Source organism: Shewanella sp. HN-41 (genome assembly GCF_000217915.1).
In the GTDB taxonomy this organism is placed as follows: Bacteria; Pseudomonadota; Gammaproteobacteria; order Enterobacterales; family Shewanellaceae; genus Shewanella.
In genome coordinates, this window is the sequence record NZ_AFOZ01000037.1 from 104,585 (window position 1) to 125,916 (window position 21,332).

The 21,332-nt window shown below is 47.8% G+C and carries 14 protein-coding genes and 1 pseudogene; 8 read left to right on the forward strand and 7 right to left on the reverse strand.

Annotation, left to right across the window (positions count from 1 at the left end):
* The first annotated feature begins 176 nt into the window (after positions 1-176).
* From SOHN41_RS13785 to SOHN41_RS13820, 8 genes and pseudogenes are all read left to right on the forward strand, one after another.
* A pseudogene (locus SOHN41_RS13785) lies at positions 177-3,172 on the forward strand (TonB-dependent receptor).
* 247 nt (positions 3,173-3,419) lie between these two features.
* On the forward strand, positions 3,420-5,051 hold the full coding sequence (locus SOHN41_RS13790; RefSeq protein WP_007650031.1) for a tryptophan halogenase family protein: 1,632 nt from the start codon (positions 3,420-3,422) through the stop codon (positions 5,049-5,051).
* A gap of 58 nt (positions 5,052-5,109) precedes the next feature.
* Positions 5,110-5,832, forward strand: coding sequence for a SapC family protein (locus SOHN41_RS13795; protein WP_007650032.1), 723 nt, complete (start codon positions 5,110-5,112; stop codon positions 5,830-5,832).
* Positions 5,833-5,845: 13 nt separating this feature from the next.
* Positions 5,846-6,865 carry a cupin-like domain-containing protein gene (locus SOHN41_RS13800; protein WP_007650033.1) on the forward strand — a complete coding sequence of 340 codons (1,020 nt, stop codon included), beginning with the start codon at positions 5,846-5,848 and terminating at the stop codon, positions 6,863-6,865.
* Positions 6,866-6,885: 20 nt separating this feature from the next.
* A complete protein-coding gene (locus SOHN41_RS13805) occupies positions 6,886-8,397 on the forward strand; it encodes a tryptophan halogenase family protein (protein WP_007650034.1) in 1,512 nt (503 codons plus the stop codon).
* A gap of 9 nt (positions 8,398-8,406) precedes the next feature.
* Positions 8,407-9,195 (forward strand): DUF6445 family protein, encoded by a 789-nt coding sequence (locus SOHN41_RS13810; RefSeq protein ID WP_007650036.1) that lies wholly within the window; start codon positions 8,407-8,409, stop codon positions 9,193-9,195.
* A 240-nt stretch (positions 9,196-9,435) separates the two neighbouring features.
* Positions 9,436-10,989, forward strand: a complete 1,554-nt coding sequence (locus SOHN41_RS13815; protein WP_037459187.1) for a peptide MFS transporter — start codon at positions 9,436-9,438, stop codon at positions 10,987-10,989.
* 452 nt (positions 10,990-11,441) lie between these two features.
* Positions 11,442-12,449, forward strand: coding sequence for an LLM class flavin-dependent oxidoreductase (locus tag SOHN41_RS13820; RefSeq protein WP_007650039.1), 1,008 nt, complete (start codon positions 11,442-11,444; stop codon positions 12,447-12,449).
* Between the two features lie 141 nt (positions 12,450-12,590).
* Here the strand turns inward: SOHN41_RS13820 and gabT are convergent, their stop codons facing one another.
* From gabT to SOHN41_RS13855, 7 genes are all read right to left on the reverse strand, one after another.
* Positions 12,591-13,868 (reverse strand): 4-aminobutyrate--2-oxoglutarate transaminase, encoded by a 1,278-nt coding sequence (gabT, locus tag SOHN41_RS13825; RefSeq protein ID WP_007650044.1) that lies wholly within the window; start codon positions 13,866-13,868, stop codon positions 12,591-12,593.
* Between the two features lie 32 nt (positions 13,869-13,900).
* Entirely contained in the window at positions 13,901-15,349 is a 1,449-nt protein-coding gene (gabD, locus tag SOHN41_RS13830; RefSeq protein ID WP_007650047.1) for an NADP-dependent succinate-semialdehyde dehydrogenase, read from the reverse strand.
* Positions 15,350-15,409: 60 nt separating this feature from the next.
* The gene (locus SOHN41_RS13835) at positions 15,410-16,696 is read right to left on the reverse strand and encodes an NAD(P)/FAD-dependent oxidoreductase (RefSeq protein WP_007650049.1); all 1,287 of its coding nucleotides are present in this window, start codon (positions 16,694-16,696) and stop codon (positions 15,410-15,412) included.
* A gap of 234 nt (positions 16,697-16,930) precedes the next feature.
* Complete coding sequence (locus SOHN41_RS13840; protein ID WP_007650051.1) at positions 16,931-17,746, reverse strand: ABC transporter permease subunit; 816 nt, start codon at positions 17,744-17,746, stop codon at positions 16,931-16,933.
* Positions 17,743-18,648: an ABC transporter permease subunit gene (locus SOHN41_RS13845; RefSeq protein ID WP_007650058.1), complete on the reverse strand. Its 906-nt coding sequence runs from the start codon at positions 18,646-18,648 to the stop codon at positions 17,743-17,745. Before SOHN41_RS13845 ends, SOHN41_RS13840 begins: the two co-directional genes overlap by 4 nt.
* Positions 18,645-19,781: a polyamine ABC transporter ATP-binding protein gene (gene potA, locus SOHN41_RS13850; protein WP_007650060.1), complete on the reverse strand. Its 1,137-nt coding sequence runs from the start codon at positions 19,779-19,781 to the stop codon at positions 18,645-18,647. The genes SOHN41_RS13845 and potA overlap by 4 nt, the downstream gene beginning before the upstream one ends.
* Positions 19,782-19,951: 170 nt before the next feature.
* On the reverse strand, positions 19,952-21,052 hold the full coding sequence (locus tag SOHN41_RS13855; RefSeq protein WP_007650064.1) for a polyamine ABC transporter substrate-binding protein: 1,101 nt from the start codon (positions 21,050-21,052) through the stop codon (positions 19,952-19,954).
* Positions 21,053-21,332: the final 280 nt, after the last annotated feature.

Sequence of the window (21,332 nt, forward strand, 5' to 3'; positions counted from 1 at the left end):
TGCAACAATAAAGTAACTTGCCGTTGACTCTGTTGATTATTTAAATTAGCTTTATGTAAGCGCTTACATAAACCTTAACAAGAACAAAAAAATGTCTGTGTTGTACATGATTTGTTCAACCCACACCACAAATCAGAGAGTTGTAGCCTGAATATCTACTCAACGGGGAGATGTAGATGGAACTTAGAACATTTAGAAAAACCAGATTGGCCACTAGCCTTTCGCTAGTCTTAGGCGTTGGCGCTATCATGCCAGCCTATGCCGCCGATACTGACAAAAAGAAGAAAATATTGAAGTTATTCAAGTCACAGGGATCCGCGGTAGCTTAGTCCGTTCGATGGATGTAAAACGCGGCTCAGAAGGCATTGTTGATGCCATTAACGCCGAAGATATCGGTAAATTCCCCGACAGTAACTTAGCTGAATCACTACAGCGTATTTCTGGCGTATCAATCGACCGCCAAAACGGTGAAGGTAGCCGAGTGTCGGTCCGTGGTTTTGGTGCCGATCAAAACTTAGTGTTATTGAACGGACGTCAGATGCCCGTCACCACTGGCTCTCGCTCATTCGACTTTGCCAACATAGCGTCAGAAGCCATCAGTGCGGTGGAAGTGGAGAAAACCGCTAAGGCGGAAAATCCAACCGGCGGTATTGGTGCAACGATCAATGTGCTAACCCATAGACCGCTAAGCTCGCCAGGCATGAAGGCGACTTTCGGTGCAAAGGCCGTTGATGACTCATCCACGGATAAAGGCTCTACCACACCAGAGCTTTCTGGCTTGTACTCAAATACCTTTGCCGATGATAAATTTGGGATTTCTATCTCTGGTAGCTATCAAGAAAGAGAAAGTGGTAATCAACAAGCCCAAGTCGGTACCGGTTGGCGCAGCTTTCCAGGTATCGTTGACCAAGATTACAGCGGTAGCAACGCAGAATGGGGCGGCGTTCCCAAAAATGACAATCAAGTCAATCGCCCTGGCGATGATGACGTCTATAGCGTGCCACAAACTACGATTTACCGTTTTGAAGAGCAGCAACGCAAGCGCACCAACGGTCAATTAGTGCTGCAATACGAGCCGATTGACTCGCTGCGCGCAACGCTTGATTACACTTATATGCGTAACGACATCGATACTCAGTCGCACGACATCTCGGCATGGTTTAACTTTGTGCCAACCCAAGAAAGTATCTGGAGTGATGGCCCAGTCTCATCACCACTCGTGTATTCCGAAACCTACGATGCACCGGCCGATCTTTCCATGGCCGCTGGTGATTACGGTACCCGCGACCAAAGTGGCTCACTGGGTTTTAACTTAGCTTGGGAAGCCAGTGATAATCTGACCTTAAACTTGGATTACCATAACTCCTACGCCGAACGTACACCTAACAATGTCAATGGCAGTTCGAGCAACCTCAGTACCGCCGCCTTTATTCGTACCAGCGCCGCAACCGATTTTAGCGGTGATGTCCCAGTACTCGCCGTCGGTGGTGGAAATGCGGTTCGCCCAGAAGATATGCGAGTGACCGGTTCAACCTTTACCAATGCCGTCAATCGCTCCGAAATCGAACAGCTGCAAATGTCGGGCAAATATGACTTAGCCGAGGCAGGCAGTATCGATTTTGGTATTGCGCTGTCAGACGTGAATAACCACTCACAACAGGTTGATATTCAACGTAACGACTGGGGTGGCGTTGGTGCGGCGGGCGATTTAGATGCAGCTTGGTTCCCAACCAGTTCAGTTATTGATAAATTCGATGGTTCACAAGGCAATTTCGCAGGTTATAACGGTAGTGCCTCGACAGAGCCGTTAAACACTATGTTCCTTTGGGATTTTGCTGCGGTTCGTGCCCGCGCAGCCGAACTCTATGCTACGAGCATAGTCGGTGATTGTGGTAATGGCTTCTGCCCTTCTACCGATTACTCCAAAGGCACAGACCGTTTCACTGAAGAAAAATCCCAATCAGCCTATATCCAATATAATTTCGCCAGCGAAATTGCCAATATGCCCTATGACGTGCATTTTGGCCTACGCTATGAAAAAACAGATGTTGAATCGACTTCGGTTGTTTCTTCTTATGATACAGCTACTTGGATTGCAGAATCTGAAATCGCCCTAACGAGCTCGGTAGATAACAATCGTGTTTATCAGACTCAAAAAGGTGATTACGATTACTTGCTACCCAGCTTCAATTTTAATATTGAAATGCTGGAAGATGTGTTTGTCCGTGCCGCCTTTAGCCAAACGATTGGTCGTCCTGATTACACCTCTATTCAAGGTGGCACCACAGTAGGAACGCTTGCCTATCGCAACGGTGGTAGCGGCTCTGCGGGTAATCCAAGTCTGTTACCGCTCGAGTCAACAAACTACGACCTATCGACAGAATGGTATTACAACGATGCCAGTTATGTCTCAATCGGTTATTTCCGTAAAGATGTGACTAACTTTATCAGTAGTAACCCTGAAAACTCAGATATTTACAACATTCCGGATCCAGCACACGGTAAATATGTCGATGAAGCCATTGCGGCAGGCGCCACCACTGCGATTCAACAACGCCAATGGATTTATGACAAATACGGTGCAACCGATCCGAATGTGACGATCAATCCCGATAACGGCAATATCGAGATTACCGGTAACCCAGGTGATCCATCATTAAACTTTCTCATTACTAACCCAACTAACAGTGATTTAAGTAATGTGATCGATGGTTGGGAGTTTTCTATCCAGCACTTCTTTGGTGAGTCAGGATTTGGTCTCCAAGCCAACTACACTATGGTGGATGCGGGGGACAGCTATGATAACACTAACTTAGGTCGCCCAGGTGATGCGACCCAGAACGTGATTTTAGGCATCAGCGATACCGCAAACTTAGTCGGTATCTATGAAAACTATGGTTTCTCGGCCCGTATCGCCTACAACTGGCGTGATGAGTTCTTAAACTCAACAGGTCAAGATACTGGATCTAACCCTAAATACACCGAAGCTTATTCGCAGGTAGACTTTAACATAGGCTACGACGTTGAAGCGGTTGAAGGTTTAACCATCTTCATCGAAGGCTTAAACATCACCAATGAAGCCACCCGTGTACATGGTCGTGCGACGGAACAAGTCCTTAACTACACCCAGACGGGTGCGCGTTACAGTATAGGTGCACGTTACACTTTCTAGTCGTACCGATTAAAGAGCAACAGATCTTTACCCTAAGGTCGTATGAGGTATGTCATAGATACCTCATTTTTATCAGGATGATTGCAGGCTACACGGATGTAGCCGCTCTTTTTAGTCAATATGAGCAAAATAAACACTGGAAATCACAGTAAAACTATTCAATGCTAGCGCAAGAGTTCACCGCGTTAGTGGTAACGAAAAAACATAAAAGCCTTTCATAAACAACAATAAAAATTAGGCATTCGATATGCAGCAAGCAACTCATACAGCCATTAATAACATTGTCATTGTCGGTGGTGGCACAGCTGGTTGGATAACCGCAGCTCTTTTGGCCGCCGAGCATAATGTCGATAAAGGCCAGCTTGCGCACTCACCTAAACTCAATATCACATTAATAGAGTCCCCCGATGTGGCCACTATCGGCGTCGGCGAAGGGACTTGGCCTTCGATGCGTAACACCTTAGATAAAATCGGCATCAGCGAAACCGAATTTATCCGCCAATGCGACGCGAGTTTCAAGCAAGGCTCACGCTTCATTCACTGGCAGCACGACAATACGGAACCTACTAAACCATTCGGTTCTAACCAATATTTACATCCCTTTAGCCTGCCCCATGGCCATCAAGAGTTAGATTTGTGTCCCTTTTGGTTGCCTCACAGTGACAAGGTCAGTTTTGCCCATGCGGTATCCAACCAAGATGCACTGACTCAGTTAGGGCTGGCGCCTAAAACTATTGCGACGCCGGAATATCATTTTCAAAACAACTACGGCTATCACTTAGATGCGGGAAAATTTAGCCAACTGTTAATGCAGCATTGCACCGAAAAACTGGGGGTCAAGTACATTCGTGATCATGTCACTCAGGTTCGCAGTCTTGCCAATGGGGATATCGAAGGCCTTGCAACCAAAGAGCATGGCGTGATCTTAGGCGATATGTTTGTCGATTGCTCCGGCACTAAATCATTGCTGCTGGGCGAGCATTTTAACGTGCCCTTCCTGTGCCAAAAAGCTGTGCTGTTTAACGATAGCGCCTTAGCAATTCAAGTCCCCTATGCCGAAGAAAATAGCCCTATCGCCTCATGCACACTCTCGACGGCGCAGCCCAATGGCTGGATCTGGGATATAGGTTTACCGACTCGCAAAGGCGTGGGTTATGTCTATTCCTCGGCCCATTGTAGCGATGACGAGGCAGAGCAAACCCTGAGAGCCTATTTAACGAATGACAAATCAACCAACCCTCACTACGCATCCAGCAACGCGCTTGATAGTCGTAAACAAGAATATCGAAAGCTGAATATCAACCCCGGCTACCATGCAAAATGCTGGCAAAACAACTGTATTGCCATCGGCATGGCGGCAGGCTTTATTGAACCTTTAGAAGCATCGGCATTGGCTTTAGTGGAATGGACGGCGAATGCCTTAGCCGCGCAGCTGCCAGCACATCGCGGTGTGATGGACACGATTGCCCAGCGAGTGAATGAACGCTACGAGCGCCACTGGCAGCAAATCATCGATTTCTTGAAACTGCATTATGTCGTTAGTCGACGTGAAGTGGATGACTACTGGCGCGATCACAGGGACAGCGCATCCATCCCAGAAAGATTACAGCAGCAACTCGACCTATGGCGTTATCAAGCGCCAAGCGGCCACGATATTAGCTACAAAGAGCCCTTATTTCCGGCGGCGAGCTTCCAATATGTGCTTTATGGTATGGGCTTTAATACTGCCCTACCCACCCATATCAAGCCGTCGCAACAGCAAGTTGCCCAAAGACTTTTTAGTGAGAATCAACAAAAGATTAATGCATTGAGCCAGAGCCTTCCGAGCAATCGCGACCTATTAAACAAGGTCAGGCAATTTGGTTTTCCTAAGATTTAGCACAAATAACAAGAATAACTCGCGGCAGTGAGAATCAACAAAGGACAAAGGTAACCCTATGAGCCAACACGTATTACTTAACAGCGTAGACCATAAAGATATTAAAATTATCACTGAGCGTAGTGCTAAGTACGGCGATAATGTCTGGTTCAGTGTCACCTTTCCGGCGGAGTTTCGCAGCGTACAGGCGCATTACCCGATTTTTTTCCAAAAGGATCAGACCACAGGCCAGTTCTTTGCGGTGGCACTTTATGGCTTTCAAAATAATGAGAATCTGTTTTTAAATAACGGTACTTGGCAGGCTTCTTATATCCCTCTCACCCTACGTCGTCAGCCGTTTCTTATTGGTCAGCAAAGCGTGTACGAAGACGGCGTGGAGCTGAAACAAAGGGTCATACATATCGATATGGCGAGTCCAAAAATAAGCACAACCGAAGGCGAAGCTTTGTTCCATCCCTATGGCGGCAATACGCAATATCTGGATGACATAGGGGATATGTTAGAAGGTATCCACCACGGGCTTATCGACAGTAAGCACTTTATCGATTTGCTTATCGAACATAAGTTGCTGGAATCTTTTACCTTAGATATCAAGCTCGACAATGGCCACCAGCATCAAATGATGGGGTTCTATACCATTAATGAAGAAACGCTAGCGGCCCTCTCGACAGAAGTCCTCGCGCAGCTGCATGCTAAGGGTTATCTACAGGCGATTTACATGACCTTGGCCTCACAGGCAAGGGTGCGTGACTTGCTTAACCTTAAAAATGCCCAAGGATAACTAGGTCGCAGCCATGAGTCTTGATCTGATGGAACCTAAAGCCAATGTCGTCAAACACCTTGAGAACTGCTCAACCGAGGAGATGCTCGCGCTGATTAAAGACGCTGAGCAACCTTTAGTATTTAAAGGACTTTGCGCAAACTGGCCTTTAGTGAAAGCAGGGCTTGAGTCCAGTGATAGCGCGATGAGATATCTGGCCCAGTTTTACCGCGGTATGCCAATCACAGCCTATTATTTAGCGCCAGAACATCGAGGCCGTGTGTTTTATAACGACACCTTAGATGGGTTTAACTATCAGGCCAGTAAGTTAGATCTGCGGCAAATCTTCACGCAGCTATCTGCGCCACAAGATGCCAGTATTTATATGGGCTCAACCGATATTAATCAGTGTTTACCGGGACTTGGCGATGACAATAGTTTCAATCTTGCACCTTTGTCACCGCTCACTAATATCTGGCTTGGCAATCAAACTCGTATCGCCGCCCATTTCGACTTTCCCCATAACTTAGCCTGTAATGTCGTCGGTAGACGCACTTTTACCCTGTTTCCACCGGAGCAAGTCAGCAATCTGTATATTGGCCCAATGGAGTTTGCCCCGGGCGGCCAAGACATTAGCTTAGTCGATATAGATAATCCCGATTTTGACCGCTTTCCTAAATTTGCCAAGGCGATGGAAGCGGCGCAGGTCGCCGCACTGGAACCCGGTGATGTGTTATTTATCCCCAGTATGTGGTGGCACCATGTGCGCGGAATGGATGACTTTAATGTCCTCATTACCCATTGGTGGCGGGATACGCCCGGTTATCTTGGTCGCCCCAATAATGCCTTACTGCATGCGATGTTAAGTTTGCGCTCCTTACCCAAGGCGCAGCGTCAGGCGTGGAAAGCCCTGTTCGAACACTATATTTTTGACCATGAAGATGGCGATCTAGAGCATATTCCTAGTGCAGCCCAAGGCATGCTGACCACCCCACTCGATGAAATCAACGCCCGAAAACTGCGGGCAGATTTAACCAATAAGCTCAAACGTTAGCCCAGTTGAGGATATAAACGATGACAACAGCCATAAAAAGAGTCGTGATTGCGGGTGGCGGAACTGCCGGATGGATGGCCGCTGCTGCGCTCACTAAATTGATGGGCAAACACTTGGATATAGTGCTGGTCGAATCCGATGAAATTGGTACGGTCGGCGTGGGCGAAGCGACGATCCCCACATTACACATTTTCCATCGATTACTCGGCCTCAAAGAACAAGAGGTCATGGCTGCGACGAATGCGACCTTTAAACTCGGGATCTCCTTTGAAAATTGGCAGGACATCAATAAAAACTACCTGCATTCCTTCGGTTTCTTAGGCAAAGATTGCTGGGCCTGTGGTTTTCAACATTTTTGGCTGAAAGGTAAACAGCTCGGCATGGTGAGTGACATTGGCGACTACTGCGCCGAACACCTCGCCGCCCGCCAAGGACGCTTTGCCGTACTGCCAAACCAAGATTACAACCATGCTTACCACATGGACGCCAGTCTCTATGCCAAGTACCTACGAAAAATGGCCGAGCAACACGGCATCCACCGTATTGAAGGTAAAATAAAACAGGTATTACAGCATCATGATAGCGGCAATATCAAAGCCCTCGTCCTAGAGAATGACGAAACAATTGAAGGAGATTTGTTTATCGATTGCACCGGCTTTCGCGCACTGCTGATAGAACAAACGCTTAATACTGGCTTTGAGGATTGGAGCCATTATCTGCCCTGCGACAGTGCGATTGCGGTGCAAACCCAGTCCGTGGGAGCCCCTATTCCTTATACTCGCTCGATTGCTCGCGAGTCGGGTTGGCAGTGGCGTATTCCACTGCAAAATCGCACGGGCAACGGCCTCGTCTATTGCAGCAAATTTATCTCCGATGAGGATGCCACTGAGTTGCTCCTCGCTAATCTCGAAGGGGAACCGTTGAATAAGCCTAGGGTTATCAAGTTTAAAACCGGCACCCGTCGCCTGCATTGGCATAAAAACTGTGTTGCCGTCGGGCTGTCCGGCGGCTTTTTAGAGCCACTCGAATCTACCAGCATTCATTTGATCCAACGTAGCATCATCAGGTTAATGCAATTATTCCCGTCGGCGGGCATAGTGCAATCCGATATTGATGAGTTTAATCAACAAACTAAACTCGAAATGGACAATATCCGCGACTTTATCATCTTGCATTACAAGGCCACGGAACGCGAAGACAGCCGTTTCTGGCGTTATTGCAAAAATATGGATATTCCAGCGTCACTCAAACATCGTATCGAAATGTTTGCCGACAGCGGTAAGGTCTATAAATACGGTAGTGAACTCTTTGGCGAAAGCTCATGGATCCAAGTGATGATGGGTCAAGGTATAATGCCAAAACACTATCACCCCATAGTCGATGTGATGGAAGAACCTGAACTCGAAGCCTTCTTAAACAATATAAAATCGACCGTTAAGCGCAAGGTAGAAAGCCTACCCATACACATCGATTTTATTCAGCACTATTGCCCAGCTGAGGTTTTAGCCAACACTGAACCTATGGCAATGTGAGGGACAAGGATGCAAACCATAGATCGCAACGCGAATACGGCTAAGCTACAGGCAACTAAGCTACAGGCAACTAAGCAACAGGCAACTAAGCAACAGCCAGTCAAGCTCACGCCTCAGCTAGTCTATCTTGGCAATGAAAAGACACCCTTGATTATTATTGATAATTTCGCGGCGGATCTATTACCAATACGTCAGTGCGCTTACACCCAAGCGCACTTTTCTGCCGATAAAGGGTCTTTTTACCCCGGCGTGCGTGCTCCTTTGCCGCAGGCCTATGTCACCGATGTGCTCAATCTTGTGTACCAGTTGATTTATGATGTGTATCAAATCCCTTCGAGCTTAAGCATCAAATTACAGGCGTTGTATTTCTCGCTGATCAGCACCCCCGCGAGTGAGCTTAAGCCGCTGCAATGCCTGCCGCATTTTGATACTCCCTCACCGCACTATTTCGCACTGTTGCACTATTTAAACGACGGCCCCCATGGCAATACGGCGTTTTTCCGCCATATTGCGACGGGCTTTGAGCGGATAAATGAAGAACGTATGCCAGACTACTTTAAGTCGGCTCAACCTCTGGTCGATGACATTACTCGTCATCCTTCGGGCTATTGTGTTGAAAGCGATAGCCACTATGAGATTTATCATCAAGTCGAATATCGCCCGAATCGTTTAGTGATTTATCCCGGTAATTTGCTGCATTCCACCTTAGTGAACCCACAAACCGATATTGATGCCAACCCAAGAACAGGCCGGCTAACGAGCAATATTTTTTTCGAGTTCAAACCCTCAGTCCGCTAACTAGCGATGCACAAAGCCTTATGTCACTGTGACTGACGCTGACACTTTAGTTTGAGCTGGGTTTATTGGTGCCCCAAAAATCGAAGTTAATATCGCCCAACGCCTTAAACTCAGCTTAAAATTCATCAGTTCATTTGTAACAAAGTCTGTTTTTGCCAGCCTCTGCCATTGGTTTGCTTTGGTTATCGCCTTATACTTTTGAGTTCAAATATTAAAACAACAATGTTGGAAGCAAGCGATATGACGATTGGGACTGCTCCGGTAAGTAAAACACATTCATTTATGACTGTGTCACTTATCGAATTATGGGAACGCTTTGGTTATTACGGCATGCAAGCGCTGATTGTGTACTTTATGGTGCAGCGCCTTGGCTTTGATGACTCACGCGCAAATTTAGTCTGGAGTGCCTGTGCGGCGCTCATCTATGTATCACCGGCCATCGGCGGTTGGGTTGGGGATAAAATCCTCGGCACCAAACGCACTATGCTGCTCGGTGCGGGGATTTTGTCTGTAGGTTACGCACTGATGACAGTTCCCACTGAAAACACTTGGTTTATGTTTTCAGCCCTCGGTGTGATTGTAGTCGGTAACGGTTTATTTAAACCCAATGCGGGGAACTTAGTCCGTAAGATCTACGAAGGCGACGACTCAAAAATCGACAGTGCGTTTACTATCTACTACATGGCGGTCAACGTAGGTTCAACCTTCTCTATGTTACTCACACCATGGATTAAGGATTACGTTAACGCCCAATATGGCAATGAATACGGTTGGCATGCCGCCTTTGCCGTGTGTTGCGTGGGCTTACTAGTCGGTTTAGGTAACTATGCCCTGATGTATAAGAGCCTCGCCAACTATGGTTCAGAGCCCGATACTCGCCCAGTCAATAAGAAGAACCTTGCGATTGTCTTAGTATTAGCGGCACTTTCCGTTGTAGCTTCGGCCATTATCCTTGAGTATGAAGACGTTGCCCGAGTGTTCGTCTATGCTGCCGGTATCGCCGTATTAGGTATTTTCGTTCATTTGATCCGCACCAGTGAAACCACTGAACGTGCGGGTTTAATTGCAGCACTGATCTTGACGGTGCAAACGGTATTTTTCTTTATTTTCTATCAACAAATGTCTACCTCACTTGCCCTGTTTGCATTGCGCAATGTGGATTGGGATTTCCAAGTGTTTGGTACCCACTTATGGACTTGGTCACCCGCTCAATTCCAAGCGCTTAACCCTTTATGGATCATGGTATTAAGTCCAGTGCTGGCTTGGAGCTACTCATGGGCTGGACGCAATAATAAAGACTTTTCGATTGCAGCTAAGTTTGCCTTAGGTTTTGCGGTTGTGGCGATAGGTTTCTTTATCTATGGCTTTGCAGGCCAATTTGCCGTCAATGGTAAAACCTCATCTTGGATCATGATCTGGGGTTATGCCTCATACTCCCTCGGTGAATTGCTTGTGAGTGGTCTAGGTCTTGCGATGATCGCTCGCTACGTGCCAGCGCGTATGGGCGGCTTTATGATGGGCGCCTATTTCGTGGCCTCAGGTATTTCCCAGTACCTCGGTGGTGTTGTGGCTAACTTTGCCAGTGTGCCACAGGATTTGGTCGACCCATTGCAAACCTTGCCCGTATATACCAGCCTATTTAATAAATTGGGTATCGCGGCTGTGGTCTGTACCTTTATCGCCCTTGCGGTATTACCGCTAATGCGTCGCCTGACTGAGACTCACCATTCACATAATAATGCTGAGAATGATAGTGCCGCAGCATCACTACGGGATGTGAAAGCCGAACAGTAATGCTCAGTTGAGAATAGCGAGTTATCTATTGCATAACGCCAACTGCCGATAGTCCTACTATCGGCAGTTTTTTATCACTTCACTTAGTTATACCCTTGTGTTGCAACTCATAACCAAATGAGCTTTAGCGACCGTATGCAATCCCAGTGTGACGGGCTTAGCGCTGAGTTGCTGGGAATAAGATCTTCAGTTCCACATTATCGCCCCTCACATTCAGATGACTTCGCCCCCTCGATTTGTTACAAAGTGGGGATGCTTTCGGATCAATAAGACAGCTCAAATGCCAACAGTTAAGGGGAAAGCGTTAGCCGTTCAAGCTTGAGAAGCCGTGTCGTGAACCCCATATCAATAACACTGAATACCTGTTACTCATCAAGACTGAGCCGTTAACGCTTATTCTTAGCTATGCGACTCACAATGCCACTAGCAAACGACAGTCACTTGGAGACACTATGTCACAACAGACATCAATATTGGCCGATATTCCCTTCTCGCTATTGGAACTCGCGCCCATGCGCCAAGGTTCGACTGTGGGTGAAACACTGCACAATAGTTTGCAGTATGCCAAGGCAGCCGAACGCCTCGGCTTTAATCGTTTTTGGTTTGCCGAACACCACAATATGCCCGGTATCGCCAGCGCGGCGACCTCGGTATTAATTGGTTATATTGCTGGCAATACGCAGCACATTCGCGTCGGCGCGGGTGGCATTATGCTGCCAAACCATGCGCCGTTAGTGGTCGCCGAACAGTTTGGCACCCTTGAAAGCCTCTATCCCGGGCGTATCGATTTAGGGCTGGGACGCGCACCCGGCAGCGATCAAATTACCAGCCGAGCACTGAACCGTGATCCCAGTCGGGCCGAACAATTCCCTGAAGAAGTCAGCGAGCTACAAACCTTACTCGGCCCTTATAATGGTCGCCATGCGGTGCGAGCGATTCCTGGAGAAGGCACCAAGGTGCCGATTTGGTTATTGGGTTCGAGTCTCTTTAGCGCACAGTTAGCGGCGCAGCGCGGTTTACCCTATGTGTTTGCGGGCCACTTTGCGCCACGTTTTCTCTACGATGCGATTGAAATCTATCGCCGCGACTTTAAACCTTCCCAAGTGCTTGATAAGCCCTATGTGATGTTAGGTTTGCCACTAGTGGCCGCCGACACGGATGAAGAGGCGCAATTTTTGGGCACGACCTCGAAACAGCGCGTGCTGGCACTTATCCGTGGTCACGAGTTATGGTTAAAACCTCCGGTAGACACTATGGATGGCTTATGGAGTGCGCAAGAAGAAACCTATGTCGATAATTTCTTAGGTTTATCTGTCACTGGCGGCCCTGCGACAATTAAGCATCGCTTAGAAATGATCGTCAAAGAACTCGGCGTAAATGAGTTCATCTTTACCAATGACTTGTACGATCTTGATAAACGCCAAAGAGCATTACAGATCCTAATGGAGATTAAACAGTAGTGCTTCAGTCGAGTACTGAAGGTCATTGGCGGTCAAAACGGCCAATGCCAAAATAATCACCACACCCATAAAAAAATCCCGCCTAAGCGGGATTTTTTATTATGTAACACTGTCATCTAAAACAGGTTTATATCAAAGCGATTAGCTTTTCAGTACGGCATTGAAGCTGGCGTTAAGAATACCAAGGCCAGCATCGATTTGAGCATCCGGCGCCGTTAATGGCACCAAAATACGCAGCACATTACCGTAAGTTCCACAGGATAAAAGAATCAAACCACGGTTACGGGCTTCGGCCAATACTTGCGCGCAATAGTGCGGCGCTGGTTTGCCCTCTTCCATCAATTCGATGGCAATCATCGCACCTAAACCACGCACATCGGCGATTTGCCCATGTTCGACCTGCATCAAATTCAGTGCTGACTTAATGCGCTCTCCAATCGCATTGGCCCTGTCTAACAGCTTTTCTTCTTCAAACACTTCAATGACAGCAAGCGCAGCGGCGCAGGCTAACGGATTGCCGCCATAAGTACCGCCAAGACCACCGGGACCCACCGCATCCATGACTTGTGCGCGGCCAGTAATGCCAGAGAGTGGGAAACCACCCGCAATCGATTTGGCAAAAGTGGTGATATCGGCAGCAACACCCATTTGCTCCATGGCGAAGAAAGTGCCAGTGCGGCCAGCACCTGTTTGCACTTCATCGGCGATAAGCATTATGCCTTCACGGTCGCACAGTGCGCGTAAACGTTGCATAAAGGCGGGTGATGCGGCGTAGAAACCGCCCTCACCCTGCACAGGCTCTAAAATAATGGCGGCGATATCACTTGGCTCGGCATCATTTTTAAAGATACGTTCAATCGATGCCATAGCATCATCATCGGACACGCCGTGCATCTGGCAGGGAAACTCGGCGCGAAACACATTCGCCGACATCAGTCCCATACCTTTACTGTAGGGCGCGACTTTTCCGGTCAGTGCCAAGGCCGCGATAGTGCGACCATGGTAGCCAGACGTAAAGGCAATCACGCCGGCACGCTTGGTATAGGCTCGCGCCACTTTAACTGCGTTTTCAACCGCTTCTGAACCACTGGTAAATAGTGCCGTCTTCTTGGCAAAATCCCCTGGCACCAATTGATTAAGTTTTTCACACACTTGGATATAGCTCTCATAACCGAGCACCATAAAACAGGTATGGGAAAAATTATCCAGTTGAGCCGCAACCGCCGCTTTCACTTTAGGGTGAAGATGGCCAGTATTGAGCACGGCAATGCCACCTGCGAAATCGATAAACTCGCGGCCTTCAACGTCCCACACGGTCGCATTTTCGGCGCGCGCGGTAAAAATGGGGTGAATTTGCCCGACACCACCCGCAACTGCGGCTTGGCGACGAGCCATCAATGAATCATTGGTTGTTGTCATTTAGTGTTCCTCACACGCCAAATCGGACCGTATTAAACGGACATACAGATGTACTTCATTTCTAAATATTCTTCGATACCGAACTTAGAACCTTCGCGGCCCAGTCCTGAGGATTTCATCCCGCCAAAGGGGGCGACCTCAGTCGAAATCAAGCCAGTATTGACCCCAACCATGCCGTATTCCAAGGCTTCGGCGACTTTCCACACCAACGAAATATCACGGCCATAAAAATAGGCGGCGAGGCCAAATTCAGTATCGTTGGCTTGCTTAATCACATCGTCGACATCGCTGAATTTAAACAGCGGCGCCAGTGGACCAAAGGTCTCTTCACGGGCGACGCGCATGCTTTTATCGACATTAGTAAGCACAGTTGGCTCAAAGAAATTACCGCCAAGATCGTGGACTCTGCCGCCCGCGAGCACAGATGCGCCTTTGGCGATGGCGTCGATAAGGTGGCTTTGTACTTTCTCGACCGCGGCAGCATTGATCAGTGGACCCGTAGTGACGCCCTCCTTGATGCCCTCTCCAACTTTAAGCTTACCCACTGCGGTGCTGAGTTTTAAGGCAAACTCGTCGTATACACCGTCTTGCACATAAATGCGGTTAGCGCAGACGCAGGTTTGGCCGGCATTACGATATTTAGCAATCATGGCGCCTTCGACAGCGGCATCGATATTGGCATCGTTAAACACGATAAATGGCGCATTACCACCTAATTCTAAAGATAATTTTTTAAGTGTTGGCGCGCACTGCTCCATCAACTTAATGCCGACATTGGTCGAGCCAGTAAAAGACAGCTTACGCACAATCGGATTGCTGCACATTTCATTACCAATCGCGATGGCATCGCCCGTAACGACACTGAACACCCCTGCCGGAATACCCGCACGCTCGGCAAGTTCGGCCAATGCTAATGCGGTAAACGGTGTTTGCGGCGCAGGTTTAACCACCATAGTACAACCCGCAGCTAAAGCCGGTGCCGCTTTGCGGGTGATCATCGCCGCTGGGAAGTTCCACGGCGTTATCGCCGCTGTCACACCTACCGGCTGCTTGATCACCAGCAAGCGTTTATCCCCTTGATGCCCAGGAATGGTATCGCCATAGATACGTTTCGCTTCTTCGGCGAACCATTCGATAAAAGACGCCGCATAGGTCACTTCACCCTTGGCTTCCGCCAGCGGTTTGCCCTGTTCTGTGGTCATCAATAACGCGAGGTCATCACTGTTTTCATTGAGTAATTCAAACCAGCGACGCAGTTTGGCACCACGCTCTTTTGCCGTTAGCGCTCGCCAAGCTGGCAGTGCAGCTTCAGCCGCCTTAATTGCAGCTAGGGTCTCGACTTGTCCCATCACAGGGACACTCGCAATCACGGCACCCGTTGCCGGGTTAGCAATCGCGACAGTTTCTTTAGACTCAGCCTCACACCACTGACCATTGATATAACAGTGTTGACGCAGCAAACTCGGATCTTTTAGCAACACAAGGACGTCCTCGCATTAGTGGGGCAATCGCTTGCCTCGAATAAAAATAAATGTAACAGACTAGATACCTAGCTTGTCTCTCAAGGTGTAATACCAAGCCCCTATGGCACTAAAAGGGACGCGTAGTGCGTGGCCACCGGGGAAAGGATAATGTGGCAGTGCCGCAAAGGCATCGAAGCGCGTGGCTTGGCCGTTGAGCATCTCGGCCAGTAACTTGCCCGCCAGATGGGTATAAGTGACACCGTGGCCACTGCAACCCTGTGAATAATAGATATTCTTACCGATACGACCAACCTGTGGCAGGCGCGATAGTGTCAGTAGAAAGTTTCCCGTCCACGCATAATCGATCTTCACATCCTTTAATTGCGGGAAGGTTTTGAGCATATTCGGAATAATGATCGATTTAATATCCGCCGGATCGCGGGCACCATAGACTACGCCGCCACCGTAAATCATCCGCTTGTCGCCGGATAGACGGAAATAATCGAGCAGATAGTTACAGTCTTCGACGCAGTAATCCTGCGGTAATAGGCTCGCCGCCAGCTCCTCACTCAAAGGCTCAGTGGTGATCACTTGCGTACCGCAGGGCATAGATTTCGCCTGCAACTCTGGCATTAACTTACCTAGATAAGCGTTACCCGCCACGACCACAAACTTGGCTTTCACACTGCCCTGCGCCGTATGCACCACGGGACTATCGCCTTCATCGACACGCAGCACGGCCGAGTCTTCATAAATCTTACCGCCGAGGGATTCAACCGCGCGCGCTTCCCCTAGTGCTAAATTAAGCGGGTGAATATGGCCGCCGCTTTTATCTAACATGCCACCGACATAACGCTCAGTATTAACCACAGAGCGAATAGCTTTGGCATCGAGGAGTTCAAGCTGATTAACATGGCCGTGGCTTTCCCACAGTTGCTTTTGATGGCGCAGATGACCCATCTGTTTTTCGTTCATCGCCGCAAACACACCGCCATCTTTAAGATCGCATTGAATATGGTACTTAGCGATGCGGTCGCGGATAATTTGCCCGCCCTCGAAGGCCATTTGACCAAAGAGTTTTGCCTGTTCCTTGCCGACGGTTTTTTCAATAGTATCAATATCACGGCTATAACTATTGACGATTTGGCCACCGTTACGGCCCGAGGCTCCCCAACCAATGCGAGCGGCCTCAAGCACGACAACACTCATACCTGATTCTAATAAGTGCAGCGCGGCAGAAAGACCCGTATAGCCCGCGCCAATCACACAAACATCGGCATCTATCGATTCCTGTAGGCGCGGACGTTCGACTTTATCGTTAGCCGATGCGGCGTAATATGATCCAGTGTGGGGTATGGCAGACATGATGTTCCTTTGAATTCTTTTGTTCATTATTTTAAACAGCCATCACATCCTACACCTTCAAAAATCGAATGACTAGCCACAAAAGCATAATATTTTACGTTTTGTTTGATATTTCAAACAGGCGAATGCCCTGAACTCAGTATGGCTAAAGTGTAATGCGGCTTAAGAAAATGGCTGGAGAGGGTCTTATTAAAAATGAGCAGCATAGCCCTAAGGGCTATGCTGCATTTATTATTAATTAAGTGGCATGCGCTCACGCTGTTCGGCGCGCCTTGCCATATACCAAGAGAGGAAGGCGATTAAAGACACACACAGAATGATCAATGTTGCTAGGGCGTTGATCTTAGGAGATATACCTAAACGCACCGAAGAAAACACCACCATAGGCAAAGTGGTTGCCCCAGGGCCCGAGGCAAAACTGGCGATCACTAAGTCGTCTAAGGATAAGCTGAAAGATAACAGCCAACCCGCCACCAGAGCAGGGGAAATCATAGGCACAGTGATCAGGAAGAAGGTCTTTAATGGTGTAGCCCCTAAATCCATTGCCGCCTCTTCGATTGACATATCCAGCTCACGCAATCTTGAGGACACGACCACGGCCACATAGGCGGCGCAGAAGGTTGAGTGGGCAATCCACACTGTCACCATACCGCGCTCCTTTGGCCAACCTAAAAGATCCGCCATATGCACAAACAACAGCAGCAATGACAGCCCCGTGATCACTTCAGGCATAACCAGTGGTGCTGTAATCATATTTGATAGGGTTAGCTTTGCCCATGAGCGCTTAAAACGCGTCATCACAAATGCTGCCATAGTGCCAATGATCACCGCCATGGTGGAACTGTAAAATGCAATTCGCAAACTGGTCCAAACCGCATCCAAAATTTGCTGATCCTTAAATAATTCCCCGTACCATTTGGGGGAAAATCCCCCCCATACGGTCACGAGCTTTGATTCATTGAATGAATAAATCACTAGGATAAGCATAGGTGCGTACAGAAAAAACAGTCCAAACCACAGCATCACAGAAGAAAAACTCAGCTTTTTCATAGGTCTTTCTCCAAACTACGTGCCTGATAACGATGGAATAAAGTAATAGGAATAATCAAGAGTGCCAGCATTACAATCGCCAGTGATGAGGCTACAGGCCAGTCACGGTTATTGAAGAATTCCTGCCACAGCACCTTACCTATCATGAGGGAATCGGGACCGCCGAGTAGTTCAGGGATCACAAACTCCCCCACGGCAGGAATAAACACCAGCATAGAACCCGCAATCACACCACTCTTGGAGAGTGGAAAAGTAATTTTCCAGAAAGTATTTAATCGGCTAGAACCCAAGTCCGATGCCGCTTCTATAAGGCTCATATCCATCTTGACTAAGGTGGCGTAAAGCGGAAGGATCATAAAGGGCAAATAGGCATAGATGATGCCGATATAGACGGCAAAATTGGTATTTAAGATCTGGAGTGGCTCAGAAATGATACCTAACCAGATCAAGGCATTGTTAATAATGCCTGTGTTACTCAACAGTCCCATCCAAGCGTAAACACGAATGAGGAATGAGGTCCAAGAGGGCAGCATGACTAATAATAACAACACGGTTTGCAAACGTGCTGGCGCCCGGGCAATGGCATAGGCCATCGGGTAACCAATGATTAAGCAACCAATAGTTGAGACTAACGCCATTTTCAAGGAACTGAGATAAGCCGTGTAATACAGCGAATCATCAAGCAACATCAAATAGTTGCCTAGATGCAAAAAAATATTTAGCACATCGTCGCTATATTGAAACGTGGCCTCATAGGGGGGAATAGCGATCGCAGCCGTCGAGAAGCTGATCTTAAGCACTATCGCAAAGGGCAAGGCAAAAAATAGCAATAACCAGGCATAGGGGAACCCTATGGTCCAGAAGCGCCCTTTCAGCCATTTTAATTTTGAGGGTATCTTCATGATCTCAACACCACGCCACTGGTGTCCTCCCAACTGATAAACACTTCATCATCCCAAGTGGCATGATCGGCACGACGTTCACGGTTAGTCATACTGCATTGGACAATTTGGCCATTCTCCAAACGAATGTAATACACCGAAATCCCCCCTAAATAGGCGATATCATGCACGACACCCTTTGCCCAGTTATATTCACCCTCTGGCTGTTCGCGACTAATAATGGTCTTTTCGGGGCGCACAGCTAACCAAACATGTTTATCTTCAACGTTGGTCGTCACCCCGTAACCCACATAAAAAGATTGGACTAACTCGTTGGGTTTGATGATCAGATGGTCGACTTCATCGACCTCAATCTCGCCACTAAAGAGGTTCACCGAACCGATAAATTCGGCAATCATGCGACTATTGGGGCTTTCGTAAATGTCCATTGGCGAGCCCGTTTGGGCAATCCAGCCATCACTCATGATGGAGATACGTCCCGCCATGGTCATAGCTTCTTCCTGATCGTGGGTCACCATCACACAGGTCACGCCAACGCGCTCAAGAATTTCAACCACTTCTAACTGCATCTGAGTACGCAGTTTTTTGTCCAATGCGCCCATAGGCTCATCGAGCAGTAATAATTTAGGACGTTTAGCGAGGGAGCGTGCTAGCGCAACACGTTGGCGCTGGCCACCGGATAATTGATGCGGTTTACGCTTACCGTATTGCTCCATATGCACAAGCTTGAGCATATCCTGTACACGTTGCTCAATTTCAGCCTTAGGCAGTTTGTCTTGCTTCAAACCGAAGGCAATATTCTCCGCAACAGTCATATGGGGAAACAGGGCATAGGACTGGAACATCATATTAATGGGACGTTCGTAGGGCGGTAAATCGGTGATATCTTCACCATCAAGATAAATGCGGCCAGATGTGGGTTTCTCAAAGCCGGCTAACATGCGCAATAGGGTTGACTTACCGGAGCCTGAGCCACCGAGTAAAGCAAAAATCTCCCCCTTATTAATAGTCAATGACACGTCATCAACTGCGCGGACATCGTCGAAGAGTTTGCTTACCCGCTCAATCTTGAGCAGTACTTTTTCTTGCGTCTTTGTTGTCGGTTTATTGGTGACGCCCGAGGTGCTTGCCATAGTACTTCTCCACCCAAGCATTGATACGACAGTACGCCCAACACTTGAGATTTACACAATAAATTAATGAATAGAGGTTAAATCTGTTGCCCCCAGCCATGCAGAGGGGATGACCTATGTATTAAGTCAGTCGACCAAAGCAGGGGCAAGCAGAGCCTGCCCCGAATGGATTATTGGCCAGACTTCACTTTGGTCCACACGCGGGTGAGTACACGTTGAACTTTTAGGGGGCGGATTTCACCAATGTACAACTTATCTAATACTTCTTTAGGTGGATAAATTGCGGGATCATTGCGGATTGCCTCATCAACCAGAGGCTGAGCGGGATCGTTTGGATTAGCATAAGCCACATAGTTAGAGATTGGCGCAATGACGTCAGGACGTAACAAATAATTGATAAGCTTATGGGCATTATCAACGTTAGTCGCATCGGCTGGAATGGCTAACATATCGAACCAGAGGTTTGCACCTTCTTTGGGAATGGAATAACCAATCTTGTTACCGTTTCCAGCTTCATCGGCACGGGCCGCGGCTTGGAATACGTCACCGGAGAAACCAAAGGCCACACAGATATCGCCATTGGCTAGATCGGAGATATAACGCGATGAATGGAAATACGTCACATAGGGACGAATTTTTTCCAGTAATTCACCCGCTTTTTCATAATCTTCAGCCTTAGTGCTATTGGGATCTAAGCCTAAGTAAATCATGGCTTGGGGCACCATATCGTCGGCGGAATCTAACATAGCAAAGCCACATTTAGAGATTTTTTCAGCATATTTAGGGTTAAAAATCAGCTCCATAGAATTAAATGGCGCATCTTCACCCACGGCAGCTTTCACTTTATCGATATTGTAACCAATGCCGTTAGTCCCCCATAAATAAGGCACTGCATATTGGTTACCCGGATCGGCTTTTTCAAGCTGTTTCATCAGTTCAGCATTAAGGTTCTTAAAATTGGGGAGTTTAGAACGATCTAACGACTTAAATGCACCGGCTTTGATTTGTTTTGCAAGGAAGTGATTAGAAGGAACAACGATGTCATAACCACTGCGGCCTGAGAGTAACTTAGCCTCCAGTACTTCGTTGCTGTCAAACACATCGTAAATCACCCGAATGCCCGTTTCTTTCTTGAAGTTTTCTAAGGTATCTTCTGCGATATAATCAGACCAGTTATACACGCGCACCACTTCTTCGGCCTGTGCTGCGACGCTGGCGAGTGCACCCGCCGTCACTAAAGCCAGAGTGGTCATCTTATTAAATAGCTTCATGCTTTCTCCTTTCTCGGGTAGCAGAATTGCCTATATCAATTCTGAAATTGTGTCACCGACCAACAGCTCGGTTATTGTTGTTATTTTCGACCAATGCTACACCTTAAAAACCGCATCGGCAGTCTCTACAGCACCATAATCATGCCTTCTGATTTAGGTTGCGACAATTTGTTAGGTATCAGATTTCATGCCAAAGTGATCTGTTTTCACGATTGCATTAACACTCACAAAAACAGACTAGATATGACATATACCCTACATCTTGCAACATTAAGGCAAA